A 12,140-nucleotide genomic window follows, 5' to 3' on the forward strand; every position below is an offset into this window, starting at 1 on the left:
TCAATGGATTGGGTGATCCGTCATGGTCAATTTCAGGATTGTCACCGCCGCTGGAAAACAGATTCTGGCCCTTGCGTATGAAGACGCCACCCTCGATCCTGCCACCCTCCACCTGATTGCCGAGACATTCGGGAACGCTTTTTCCATGGAGGATGTGCCTGAGCAGGATCTGGATTTGATCCGCTCCCTTTATGTCTGCCAGAAAATCAATTTCCCCTCCGCCAGTAGGGTCATGGCCATTCCCCTGCCCGCGAAACCCACTGAAAAGCCGCAGGTACCCAGCGGAAATATCGATGAACTGACGGAGGCGGCAAAGATCATCGTCAAGGCCTACAATAAGGCCAGCACGTCTTTCCTGCAGCGTCATATGGGAATCGGTTACGCAAAAGCCACCGAACTCATGGGAAGGCTGGAAGAGATAGGCGTTGTCTCCGTGCCCAACCATGTGGGCCGCCGGGAAGTCCTGTAACAGGAAAAGTTTTTGGTGAAGCTTTTTGCAAAAAGCTTCAAAAAGAACGCCGCCTTTTTGAAAAAAGGCGGCACCCAGAAACTTTTATTACTCAGCCCGGCACAGTTGAAGGAAGCGCGCCGCATCCTCCACTTCCGCTGCCTGCAAGCGCAGCACTTCGAGCAGTTTTGCGTCCTCGCCCCATATTTCCATCTGGCTGCGCTCGTCCACGCTGGCAATCACGGCAGCCTTTGCCGCGGCCAGCGCGCCCGTTACCACTGCCGACCCCAGCACGATGCTTTTCATCGCGGGCACCATCACGCCCAATGCAGCAAGCGTCGCGCTGTCCATCGGTGCCAGCAGCGCCCGCCACGCATCATGCACGGCGGGTGACTGCACGAGCGGCATGATGCCCGTGGTCACTGCCATGTCGATGCCATGACGCGCGCGCAGCCATGCAAGCTGCGGGTCCCACTCCGCCTGCTGCTGGCGGCACAGGGGGGCTGGATAATCGGCGCGGTAGCACAGCAGTTCCCCATCCACGTATTGCAGCAGGGCCGCGACCTGTGCCGCGCGATCAGGGGCCACGCGCTCGATCATGGTGCCCGCGATGCGCGTCATGGGCAGGTCATCGGGGGTGAAATGGCCGCCCTTTTCCCCGCCCGCCTTCATCCATTCATCAGCAATGGCCTGTGCGAGCGCGCGCGAGGGCACGCACAGCGCCGTGCCGCCGGGCAGGCGGATGCCCCGCCCGTCAAGTTCCACCGCAAAACCGCCCCCGGCAACCGGGCTGACCGCGGCCGTGGCCCAGAACCGCCGGCGCTTGCCTGCGGTCTGGGGCGTGGGGGGGCGTACGCCATCCTTCATCATTTGAGGATGCCCAGCCCCTTGAGCAGCCCGCCCACCTTCTTCACGTCGGGCGAGGCCTTGGAGTTGCCAATCAGGCCAGCCGCGCCATTGGCACTGCCTTCCGCCTTGGGCGCTGCCGTGGTGGGCTCGGGGCCACTTGCCCCTTCACGCGCGGCCTTGAGGGTAGCCGGGCACGGATCGGCCACGGCATTGCTGTTCGAGCCGCCAAGCAGCAGGCCGATGGCGTAGCGCCCGTCAGACCCTGCATCCATCTTGGGGCGCGGCGCGCCGAGCGTGCCGCCTACGCGCAGCGGCACGGAAGCCCCGGTGCCGCTGATCATGAGCTGCGGCACCAGATGCAGGTCAAGCGCCTGCGACACCATGCCCACCGTGCCCTTGCCGGTTACGGTCAGGGCATTGGTCTGCACGCCGATGGTATCGACATTGGCCGTGCCATCCGCCATGGCCATGTGCAGGCCAAAGCAGCGCAGCGCGATCGGGCCGGAACCCAGCGCGCCACGCGCGGCATCACCAAGCAGGTCGCCCAGCGCGGTGCCGCTGACCGTGCCATTGACCATCGACACGCCCAGATGCCCGTTCATGCCGTTACGCAGTTCGGTGCGGGTGTTGCCCTGCGTCCTGACCGAACCGACCACCTGCAACGCACCCTGCACCATGTTCGAAAGTCCGGCCTTGCTCTCCAGCCAGGCGGCGGGCAGCACCAGCGTGCCGATCGTGCCTGAAACGGTAGGCGTCTTGCCCGCCGTTGCATCCACCTCGAACTGCCCCGACAGGCGGCGGCCCGTGCCTTCGGCCTGCAGGGGGTCAACCTTCAGCAGGCCGCCGCGCAGGTTGATGTGGGTCAGGGCATTGCGATACGTATCGCCCTCGAATTCCATCTGCGCGACACTCAGGCGCAGGTCCATGTCCAGCTTGCGCAGTTCACCAAACGGCAGGGCCTCATCATTTGCCTGGGCCTGCGCGGGGCTGGCGGTCACCTTTTTCGCATCCGCCTGCGCGGGCGGCCCCATCAGGGCATCCGCGTTGAGCCAGCTTGCGTCGATCGCACCGCTGACCAGCGGCACCCCGCCTGCACCACCATGCACTGACAGGTCAAGCCCGCCCTTGAGCGCAAGCTGCGTGCTCTTGACCATCAGGTCGGAAAGCTGGAAATGCGCGCCGTTATCCTCGCTCACCAGATGGGTCGAGGCATCGAGATGATCGAGCACCGCGCCATTGGGCAGCGGCAGTTGCCCTGCCGTGGCCGTGACATTGACCACCGCGCGCGAACCGCCCAGCGTGCCCGCCACCCGCAGCGAGCCCGGCTCGCCCGACAGGTCGAGCGATAGCGGCAGCGCCTCGGCAAGGTGCGACATCACCGCCGCATCAAGCTGCTGCAGCGAGCCGAGGGTTCCGGTCAGCTTCAGCCCCTTGCCCTGGAACTGGCCCTGGCTGTTGATCGTGACCGCATCCTTCGGCCCCGGCGCATCGATCGACAGGCCCTGCAGGGTCAGGCCCGACAGGTACTGCCCCGCATCGACCGCGCCCGTATCGAGGTGCAGGGAGTTGAGCAGCGGTGTGCTGCCTTCCTTGTCGGCAGCACTGCCGTCAACCACATTGGCCTTGAGCGTGAGGCGGCGCACGTCGGGCAGGCTCAGCCCCGGCACGAAGGCGTCGATCGCCTTGAGGCTGGCGATGTTGCCATCAACCGTGAGGTTATAGCCCTTCATGTGGTCGGGATCGGCCACGGTGCCATCAAGCGCCACCTGCCCCACCTGCTCGCCACCGGCCTTGAAGGCGGCCTTGAGCGCCACCGGCCAGCCGGAGCGCGCGGTGGAGGTGAGGTTGATCGACCCCGTATGCCCCGCCAACGTAAAGCTGCCGGTATCGTTATGGCCCGCGACATCGACCTCGGGCTTGCTGCCATCCACATCGGTCAGGTTGATGTGGTCGAGCACGACCTTGCCCTTGCTGCCTGAAAGGCGGTCATCCCAGTCCACATCGGCATTGCTGATGCGGATGCTGCCAATCTGCACCTTCCAGTCCGATGCCGCCTGCTGGGTTGCGGCATCAGGCTTTGCGGTGGCCTGCGCGCCGGTGGGGGTGAGGCGCCAGTTGGCCATGCCCTGTGCGGTGCGCTCAAGGTGGATGACCGGATGGTCAAGCTTCAGGCCATCAAGCTGGATCTCGTGGTGCAGCAGCGCCATCAGGCCCACGCTGGCCTGCAGGCTGTCCGCCGTGACCATGTCGGTATAGGCCCCGCCCGCCATGTCAGACAGGCCCACATCCTTCACCGAAAGCGAAAGGGTGGGGAAAACGCTGAACTCCAGCGCACCCATGCGCACTTGGCGGCCGGTCTGTTTCTCAATCGCGGCGATGGCCTTGGCGCGCACGGCATCGGGGTCGAGCATGGATTTGAGCACCAGCCCCCCGCCGCCCGCTATCACCACAAGGGCGACCGCGCCCCCGATCAGGATCCGTTTTGCATTTCCGTTCTGTGCCATTTCACTTCCTGTCCTGTGGTGCCGGGCGGCGTTATTTGCGCCGGGCCGGTGCGGCGGCCGGGGCTATGAACCCGATCTGCCTGAATGTCTCGCGCATGTGGGGCGAAAGCTCCGCCTCGACCACCAGCGTACCGCCAGCGGGGTGCGGCAGTTCCAGCCTGCGGGCGTGCAGGTGCAGCCTGTCGGCAAAGCCTGCGACATGCGCCTTGTCGCCACCGTATTTCGGGTCGCCCAGTATGGGGTTGCCCAGCGCCTCGCAATGCACGCGCAACTGGTGGGTGCGGCCTGTCAGCGGCGAGAGGGCCAGCCACGACATCTTGCGCGCTGCCGCATCGACCACCTCGTATTCCGACAGGGCATGCACTGCATCCGCATCCCCCCGCTCGGCCACCACGCTGATGGCCCCGGCACCCGCGCCGAGCTTGGTCAAAGGCTGGTCGATGATGCCGGTGGCAGGCGACGGACGCCCCACCACCACGGCCCAGTAGACCTTGCGCACGTCACGCCCCCTGAAGGCGGCAGCCAGCTTGGCGGCAACGCCGGGCGTGCGGGCCACCAGCAGCAGGCCCGACGTGTCACGGTCGATGCGGTGGACCAGGCGGGGGCGCGGGTCATCGGGGTTTTCACGCAGGCCGTCGAGCAGCGCGTCGATATGGTGGGTGATGCCGGGGCCGCCCTGCACGGCAATGCCCGCGGGCTTATTGAGCACGATCAGATGGTCATCACGGTACAGCACCATCTTGTTGATCTCGCGCACCTGCCGCTCATCAAGCGGCTTGACCGCGAGCGGCGGGGGGCGGCTGGCATTGGGGATGGGCGGCACGCGCACGGCCTGGCCGGGTGCGAGCCGGGTGGCGGCGGTGGCGCGCTTGCCATCCACGCGCACCTGCCCCGTGCGGCACAGCTTTTGCAACGCGCCCTGCGTCAGGTGCGGGTAATGCCTGCGGAACCAGCGGTCGAGGCGGATATCGGCTTCGTCATCGCTGACGGTAAGGGTAACGACACTCATGACCCACGGCTTTCGCGCACTCTGTTCCAACTGTCCAGCCGTCGCGCGACTTCGCGTTCATATCCCCGGTCGGTCGGCTGGTACAGTTTCGGCCTGCGCATGCCATCGGGGAAGTAGTTCTGCCCCGATATGCCGCCCTCCGCATCATGGTCGTATTCATAGCCCTTGCCGTAGCCGATATCCTTCATCAGCGTGGTCGGCGCATTAAGGATATGGGCGGGCGGCATGAGGCTGCCGGTGGCGCGCGCGGCCTGGCGGGCCATGTTGTAGCCCTTGTACACCGCATTCGATTTGGGCGCCGTGGCCAGATGCACCACGAGCTGTGCAAGGGCCAGTTCCCCCTCCGGCGAGCCAAGGCGCTCGAAGGTCTCCCATGCCGCAACTGCCAGCGGCAGGGCCTGGGGGTCGGCCATGCCCACGTCCTCGGCGGCGAAGCGGGTGAGCCTGCGGGCGATGTAGCGCGGGTCCTCGCCGCCTTCGAGCATACGGGCAAACCAGTAGAGTGCTGCATCGGGGTCGGAACCGCGCAGGGATTTATGCAGCGCCGAGATGAGGTTGTAATGCTCCTCGCGGTCCTTGTCATACAGGGCGGCGCGGCGGGCGAGCAGGCGCGACAGGGCTGCGGGGTCAAGCAGTTCACGCTGGTGCGGCAGGGCCAGAAGCTGCTCGACCATATTGAGCAGGTAGCGCCCGTCGCCATCGGCCATGGCGCGCAGGGTTGCGCGGGCCTCGGGCGTGAGCGGCAGGGACCTGCCGGTGGTGGACTCGGCGCGGTCGAGCAACTGCTCCATCGCCGCGTCATCCAGCCGGTGCAGCACCAGCACCTGACAGCGCGACAGCAGGGCGCTGTTGAGCGCGAAGGACGGGTTCTCGGTCGTGGCGCCGACCAGCACCACGGTGCCATTCTCCACAACCGGCAGGAAGCCATCCTGCTGGGCGCGGTTGAAGCGGTGGATTTCATCAACGAACAAAAGCGTGCCACCGCCCGAGGCCGCCATGCGCCGGGCCTCATCAAACGCGCGCTTGAGGTCGGCAACACCCGAGAACACGGCCGAAAGCTGCACGAAGCGCAGGCCAGCGGCGGCGGCAAGCAGGCGGGCGATGGTGGTCTTGCCCACCCCCGGCCCGCCCCACAGGATCAGGCTGGCGAGCGAGCCGCGGGCCAGCATCTGGCGCAGGCTGCCATCGGGGCCGAGCAGGTGGTCCTGGCCTACAACTTCATCAAGCGTGGTGGGGCGCAGGCGGTCGGCCAGGGGCTGGTTGCGGGCGGGCTGGGCGGAGGGGGCCTGCGGAAATGCTACCGGGCCACGCGCGGGGGGCTGCGGGGCCGCATTGCCAAACAGGTCCGCCGGGCCATCATCCATGCTGTCTCGCCTGCCTGCCATATGCTCCTGCCTGTACGTGGTGCAACCATGCCCCATTATGGGCTGTATCTGCATAGATTGGGAAGCATCATGGCCAATACCAGTCCCGGCGGCATGATACTGGCGTATGTTATCTTGAAAAACAGGGTTTTCTGAAGCTTTTGGGAAAAAGCTTCACCAAAAACTTCCTTCCGGTTTCTGGCAGGTTTACAGACCGGGTTTTAAAATTTCATGGATCAAGCAATGAACATCATAAAATAAGGACATTATCCGATCAGGTGAATACGAGGGATGGAAGATCGAAATTGATGACGACACGACTGATAATACAACCAGTTATTACATATACATAAAGAACATGAAAACGGAACCCAATACTGGTTATGATTTGTGGTTCCTGAATATGGAGGAACTCAAAAACGAATTGACATTTTTTGCTGTCGATCGGGATGCGTGAGGATTTCAATATATCCACACAATGAAACGAATAAACGTTTTTAGGTGCTTCCTTTTTTCAGGAAAGGCGGCATTGCCTGCACAGGCTTTCAGAACTGGAAATAGATGAACGCCTCCGGCGGCCTGCCCCCCACCAGAAACACCAGCAGCACGAAGGCGACCCCGGCTGCCACCGCAAGCCACGGCGTGGGCCGCACGCGTTCCAGCACCACCTGCTGCGAGGCGGGGCCAATGACCGCAATGACCAGCGCAAGGCCCAGCACCACAGGGTGGCCCACCGCCACGCCACCGCCGCCATGCGCGCCCAGCATTCCTGCCAGCATGCGCCCTGCCGTGGGCAGGTCGGCAGCGCGGAACACCACCCATGTCAGCAACACGAAGGTCATGGTCAACCCGTAGCCCATGCCCCGTGGCAAAGTGCGCCCGGTGCGGTCCCATCCGTGAGCGGTGGTGAGGGCTGCGCCATGCAGCAGGCCCCATACCACGAAATTCCACCCCGCCCCGTGCCACAGACCGGCCAGCCCCATGGTGGCCATGACGTTCGCCGCCTGCCGCGCGGGCGGGCAGCGGTTGCCGCCCAGCGGGATATAGACGTAATCACGCAGGAAGCGTGACAGCGTCATGTGCCACCGCCGCCAGAAGTCACGCACCGAGACGGCGCGGTAAGGCGCATTGAAATTGAACGGCAGGCGGATGCCCATCATCAGCGCCATGCCGATCGCCATGTCAGAATAGCCGGAAAAGTCAAAATAGAGCTGGAGCATGAAGCTCACGGCGGCCAGCCACGCCGCCCCCAGCGCCGGGGCATGGCCCATATGGGCGGCCTCGAACACCGGCGTGCAGATGCTGCCCAGCGTATCGGCCAGCCCCACCTTCTTGCCCAGCCCCACCAGCAGCAGCAGGAAACCGCGCCCGAGATTCTCCCACATGGCGGGACCACGCGGGCTGGCGTCAAATTGCGGGATCAGTTCGTTATGCCGCACGATGGGGCCAGCCACGAGTTGCGGGAAGAAGGTCACAAACTCCATAAAATCCGCCAGCCGGTACACCCGCGCCTGCCCGCGCCCGAGGTCAACAAGGTAGGATATTTTCTGGAACACGAAAAACGACAGCCCCAGCGGCAGGATCACTGACCACGGCGCATATGACCTGCCCATGGCCGCCAGCACGCAGCCCGCCACCCAGCCCGCGTATTTGAAGCCGAACAGCACCGTAAGGTTGCCCGCAATGCCCAGCCACAGCCAGCCCCGCCACCGGGTGCGCCCCCACAGCACGGCAACCCCCTGGCTGAAGCCGGTCATGCCCAGCAGCAGGGGCACGAACCGCCAGTCCCACACCCCGTAAAAGACAAGGGAGGCGGCAATGAGCACGGCCTGGCGGGCAGACCTGCTGGCGGCTACGGCATAATACAGCCCCAGCACCAGCGGCAGGAAAACGAGGAGGAAAGGCTGGCCCGCAAACAGCATTCAGCCGCGACGTTCGGCCACGGCCTGCCCCGCCGCATGCCCGCTCGCCCATGCCCACTGGAAGTTGTAGCCCCCCAGCCAGCCGGTCACGTCCACCGCCTCGCCCACCATGAACAGCCCCGGCACGTCGCGCGCTTCCATATCGCGTGAGGAGAGGCTGGCCGTATCCACGCCGCCGCGCGTGACCTCGGCCTTCACGTAGCCTTCCGTGCCATGCGGGTTGAGCCGCCAGGCCCCGAGCATGCCGGCCATATCGGTCAGCACCGAATCGGGCAGGCCCGCAAGCTGGCCTTCGGGCAGGCCGGAGCGCGCAAAAAACTGGGCCAGACGCTGCGGCAGCAGCATGGACAGCATGGCAACCCCGCCCGCGCGTGGGCGGTCGCGCTTGATCTCGAGCAGCCGGGCCGCCGCATTGATGCCGGGCAGCAGGTCGATCTCGAGCACCTCGCCCGGCTGCCAGTACGATGATGCCTGCAAGATGGCAGGCCCCGACAGACCGCGATGGGTGAACACCATGCCATCGCGGAAGGTGACATGCCGCGCCTGCCGCCCCGCGCCATCCTGGCAGGCAATGCCCACATTGACCGAAAGCCCGGCCAGCGGTTCCATCCAAGCCATGTCGCGCGCGCCAAAGGTGAGCGGCACGAGGGCGGGCGCCGGGGCCACCATGCCCAGACCGAAGCGGCGCGCGAGATCATGCGCCAGCCCCGTGGCGCCAAGCTTGGGAATCGACAGGCCACCCGTGGCCACGATCAGGCTCGGCGCATGGAACACGCCATGGTCGGTCTCGACGCGGTACTGCCCCGCCCCGTCGCGCGCCACGTCTATGATGCGGTGCGACAGGCGCATTTCCACCTGACCTGAGGCACATTCGCGCATGAGCATGTCCACGATGTCGCGCGCCGAACGGTCACAGAAGAGCTGGCCTGCCGCCTTCTCGTGCCAGGGAATGCGGTGGCGCTGCACAAGGGCCAGAAAATCGGCGGGCGTGTACCGCGCCAGCGCCGACTTGGCAAAATGCGGATTGGCGGACAGGAACTGCCCCGCCCCTGCATCCATGTTGGTGAAGTTGCACCGCCCGCCGCCCGAGATGAGGATCTTGCGCCCCGCATGCTGCGCATGGTCAAGCACCACCACGCGCGCGCCACCCTGCCCCGCCGTGGCAGCCGCCATGAGGCCCGCGGCCCCCGCGCCCAGCACGATGGCGTCATGCCCGGCCCCTTGCACTGTCATGCGCTAGAAATCCAGGTCCGCGTAATGGGCGGGCGGCGTAAAGCCCGAGATCCGGTCCTGCAGCACGGAGCGGAAGCACGGCCTGCTCTTGACGCGGGCATACCAGTCCTTGGCGGCAGGCGCGCGCGACCAGTCCACGTCATCAAGGAAGTCGAGGCAGGACAGATGCGCCGCCGCCGCAAAATCGGCCAGCGAAAGCTGGTTGCCCCCCAGCCATCGCCGCGTTTCCGCCAGCCAGTCGATATAGGACAGGTGGGTGCGGATATTGGCATATCCCGCCCGCAATGCGGCGCCATCAGGGTTGCCGGTGCCGGAGATGCGCTTGTACACCTTCTCGGTCAGCAGGTTGCGCGAGACCTCGCGGCCGAATTTCTCGTCAAACCACACCACCAGCCTGCGCACCTCCACCCGCTCGGCCAGCGTGCGGCCCAGCAGCGGGGTGTCGGGATAGGCTTCCTCAAGATATTCGCAGATCACCCACGAATCCGGAATGCACAACCCGGTATCTTCCTGCAGCATGGGCACGGTGCCCGCGGGGTTGCGGTCGAGATACTCGGGGCGCTGTTCCCACACCCGTTCGATCTTGAGTTCAAACGGCAGCCGTTTTTCGCCCATCACGAGGCGAACCTTGCGGCAATAGGGCGAAAGGGGAAGGTGGTACAGGATGCGCATGTTTCCGCTTTATTGCATTGCCACGCCCTTCGCCAAGCCCCGAGTAAGCCCCATGCCACACATCCCTGCAAAACCGGTACTGCATATCCATGAAAAGACAGGATTCCCTCGACAGTCAGGCTACGGCGCGGTAGCTGAAAACAGACAGGCCCATTGACCCAGAGCAGGACAGGAACACGTTGCCAGACGAACTGCGTCCCACACCCAAGATCCGCGCCCGTGGCCGGTCCTTCCTGGCCCTGGTCCTCTCGCCCGAACCCCTGCTGGCCGACTGGCTGGCAGGGCTTGATGCCCAGATCGCGCGCTCGAGCGCCTTTTTTGCGGGCAAGCCGGTCATTCTCGACCTCTCCCTGCTCGAGGCCGGGACCGAGGGGCTGGCCGAACTTTACCCGGCGCTGCGCGCGCGCGGCATCCGCATCATCGGCATCGAAGGCGGCGACACGAACTGGCCCGCCTGCGCCGGGTGGGACTGGCCCGCAAGCTTTCAGGGCGGACGCGCCTCAGGTGCGGTTGACATCCCTGATGACACGGCGCCTGCGCCCGTCGAGCCGCCACGCGGGGGTTCGCTGATCATCGAGCAGCCGATCCGCTCGGGCCAGGTGATCATGAACCCCGATGGCGACATCATCATCCTCGGCTCGGTCGGCTCGGGGGCGGAGGTGACGGCAGGCGGGTCGATCCATGTCTATGGCCCGCTGCGCGGCCGCGCCATAGCAGGCATGAACGGGCAGCCCGATGCCCGCATCTTCGCCCATTCCATGCAGGCCGAGCTGCTGGCGATCGACGGTTATTACATCACCGCCGAGGAAATCGACCCGCGTTATGTTGAAAAACCGGCCCAGATCATTCTCAATAATGACACACTTGTGGTCCAGCCGCTTGTGCCGCCCACCATCAGGGGCCGCAAACCCTGAACTTTAAGTCCCGCCCCCGTTGCGCATCATGCGCGCCCATCCATATTACAACCGTATCCATCAGGTCATGAACAAGAAAACACCCCCCAAAAGCGCACAAGGAACTACCTCCATGGCAAAAGTGCTGGTTGTCACATCCGGCAAGGGCGGCGTCGGCAAGACAACGTCCACGGCGGCACTCGGCGCGGCATTGGCACAGACAGGCCAGAACGTGGTGGTGGTCGATTTCGATGTCGGGCTGCGCAACCTCGACCTGGTCATGGGGGCCGAGCGGCGCGTGGTGTTCGACCTGATCAACGTCATCCAGGGCGATGCCAAGCTCTCGCAGGCGCTGATCCGCGACAAGCGGATCGAGACGCTGTCCATCCTCCCCGCCTCGCAGACACGCGACAAGGACGCCCTGACCGCCGAGGGCGTGGCCAGCGTGATGGCGCAACTGCGTGAAAAGTTCGACTGGGTGGTCTGTGACAGCCCTGCAGGCATCGAGCGCGGCGCGCAACTGGCCATGTACCATGCCGACCATGCCATCGTGGTGACCAACCCCGAGGTCTCGTCGGTGCGTGACAGCGACCGCATCATCGGCATGCTCGACAGCACGACCGAGAAGGCCAAGGGCGGCGGCAAGATCGAGAAGCACCTGCTGCTCACCCGCTACGACCCCGCCCGCGCCGCCCGTGGCGAGATGCTGCGCATAGAAGACGTGCTCGAGATCCTGTCCATCCCGCTGCTCGGCATCATTCCTGAAAGCGAGGAAGTGCTGCGCGCCTCCAACCTTGGCGCGCCGGTTACGCTGAGCAGCCCCGACAGCCCGCCCGCCCGCGCCTATGCCGAAGCCGCGCGCAGGCTGGAAGGCGAGAAGCTGGAAGTAACCGTACCGGTTGAACGCAAGGGCCTGCTGGCACGCCTGTTCAAGGGGAAAAGCTGATGAGCCTGTTCGGTTCCTTCTTTGGCCGCAGTTCCAAGACCTCGGCCCCCGTCGCGCGTGACCGCCTGCAGATCCTGCTGGCCCATGAGCGCACGGGCAATGGCAACGAATCCGACCTGCTGAACAAGCTGCAGGCTGAAATTCTCGAAGTGATCAAGCGGCATATCGCCGTGGATCAGGACAAGGTTCAGGTCAAGCTCGACCGGGGCAATTCCGTCTCGATGCTGGAAATCGACATCGAAGTGCCGGAGCAGATGCGCCCCTCGGGCCGGCCTTAAGGCGGCCCGAGGCAACCCCGCC

At 65.0% G+C, this 12,140-nt stretch carries 11 protein-coding genes; 4 read left to right on the plus strand and 7 right to left on the minus strand.

Translation table 11 applies throughout. The features are described 5' to 3' along the window. Window positions 1–22: 22 nt before the first annotated feature. Complete coding sequence (locus QEG70_RS07540) at window positions 23–469, plus strand: DNA translocase FtsK (protein WP_308720093.1); 447 nt, start codon at window positions 23–25, stop codon at window positions 467–469. Window positions 470–556: 87 nt separating this feature from the next. On the opposite strand, the gene QEG70_RS07545 is transcribed toward QEG70_RS07540, so the two are convergent. The 7 genes from QEG70_RS07545 to fzlA form a co-directional block, all read right to left on the minus strand. After that, window positions 557–1,318 carry an ATP12 family chaperone protein gene (locus QEG70_RS07545; protein ID WP_308720094.1) on the minus strand — a complete coding sequence of 254 codons (762 nt, stop codon included), beginning with the start codon at window positions 1,316–1,318 and terminating at the stop codon, window positions 557–559. Then, entirely contained in the window at window positions 1,315–3,801 is a 2,487-nt protein-coding gene (locus QEG70_RS07550; RefSeq protein WP_308720095.1) for an AsmA family protein, read from the minus strand. The genes QEG70_RS07545 and QEG70_RS07550 overlap by 4 nt, the downstream gene beginning before the upstream one ends. Window positions 3,802–3,832: 31 nt before the next feature. Beyond that, entirely contained in the window at window positions 3,833–4,810 is a 978-nt protein-coding gene (locus QEG70_RS07555) for an RluA family pseudouridine synthase (protein ID WP_308720096.1), read from the minus strand. Continuing rightward, a complete protein-coding gene (locus QEG70_RS07560; RefSeq protein ID WP_308720097.1) occupies window positions 4,807–6,195 on the minus strand; it encodes a replication-associated recombination protein A in 1,389 nt (462 codons plus the stop codon). The genes QEG70_RS07555 and QEG70_RS07560 overlap by 4 nt, the downstream gene beginning before the upstream one ends. Before the next feature lie 524 nt (window positions 6,196–6,719). After that, window positions 6,720–8,096, minus strand: coding sequence for an MBOAT family O-acyltransferase (locus QEG70_RS07565; protein WP_308720098.1), 1,377 nt, complete (start codon window positions 8,094–8,096; stop codon window positions 6,720–6,722). Beyond that, complete coding sequence (locus QEG70_RS07570; protein ID WP_308720099.1) at window positions 8,097–9,329, minus strand: BaiN/RdsA family NAD(P)/FAD-dependent oxidoreductase; 1,233 nt, start codon at window positions 9,327–9,329, stop codon at window positions 8,097–8,099. A gap of 3 nt (window positions 9,330–9,332) precedes the next feature. Next, window positions 9,333–10,001 (minus strand): FtsZ-binding protein FzlA, encoded by a 669-nt coding sequence (fzlA, locus tag QEG70_RS07575; protein ID WP_308720100.1) that lies wholly within the window; start codon window positions 9,999–10,001, stop codon window positions 9,333–9,335. A gap of 179 nt (window positions 10,002–10,180) precedes the next feature. Here fzlA and minC point away from each other — a divergent pair, with 179 nt between their 5' ends. The 3 genes from minC (at window position 10,181) to minE (ending at window position 12,118) form a co-directional block, all read left to right on the plus strand. Continuing rightward, entirely contained in the window at window positions 10,181–10,915 is a 735-nt protein-coding gene (gene minC, locus QEG70_RS07580; RefSeq protein ID WP_308720101.1) for a septum site-determining protein MinC, read from the plus strand. A gap of 112 nt (window positions 10,916–11,027) precedes the next feature. Beyond that, on the plus strand, window positions 11,028–11,840 hold the full coding sequence (gene minD / locus QEG70_RS07585; RefSeq protein ID WP_308720102.1) for a septum site-determining protein MinD: 813 nt from the start codon (window positions 11,028–11,030) through the stop codon (window positions 11,838–11,840). Continuing rightward, window positions 11,840–12,118, plus strand: a complete 279-nt coding sequence (minE, locus tag QEG70_RS07590) for a cell division topological specificity factor MinE (protein WP_308720103.1) — start codon at window positions 11,840–11,842, stop codon at window positions 12,116–12,118. Before minD ends, minE begins: the two co-directional genes overlap by 1 nt. Window positions 12,119–12,140: the final 22 nt, after the last annotated feature.

Origin of the sequence: Komagataeibacter xylinus (assembly GCF_031081985.1) — a bacterium.
Taxonomy (GTDB): Bacteria; Pseudomonadota; Alphaproteobacteria; order Acetobacterales; family Acetobacteraceae; genus Komagataeibacter; species Komagataeibacter xylinus_E.

Excerpts from the sequence above, each read along its gene's own strand:
- QEG70_RS07540 (WP_308720093.1), top strand. The coding sequence starts at position 23 with ATGGTCAATTTCAGGATTGTCACCGCCGCTGGAAAACAGATTCTGGCC.
- QEG70_RS07555 (WP_308720096.1), bottom strand. The coding sequence starts at position 4,810 with ATGAGTGTCGTTACCCTTACCGTCAGCGATGACGAAGCCGATATCCGC.
- QEG70_RS07550 (WP_308720095.1), bottom strand. The coding sequence starts at position 3,801 with ATGGCACAGAACGGAAATGCAAAACGGATCCTGATCGGGGGCGCGGTC.
- QEG70_RS07570 (WP_308720099.1), bottom strand. The coding sequence starts at position 9,329 with ATGACAGTGCAAGGGGCCGGGCATGACGCCATCGTGCTGGGCGCGGGG.
- QEG70_RS07565 (WP_308720098.1), bottom strand. The coding sequence starts at position 8,096 with ATGCTGTTTGCGGGCCAGCCTTTCCTCCTCGTTTTCCTGCCGCTGGTG.
- QEG70_RS07545 (WP_308720094.1), bottom strand. The coding sequence starts at position 1,318 with ATGATGAAGGATGGCGTACGCCCCCCCACGCCCCAGACCGCAGGCAAG.
- minD (WP_308720102.1), top strand. The coding sequence starts at position 11,028 with ATGGCAAAAGTGCTGGTTGTCACATCCGGCAAGGGCGGCGTCGGCAAG.
- fzlA (WP_308720100.1), bottom strand. The coding sequence starts at position 10,001 with ATGCGCATCCTGTACCACCTTCCCCTTTCGCCCTATTGCCGCAAGGTT.
- QEG70_RS07560 (WP_308720097.1), bottom strand. The coding sequence starts at position 6,195 with ATGGCAGGCAGGCGAGACAGCATGGATGATGGCCCGGCGGACCTGTTT.
- minE (WP_308720103.1), top strand. The coding sequence starts at position 11,840 with ATGAGCCTGTTCGGTTCCTTCTTTGGCCGCAGTTCCAAGACCTCGGCC.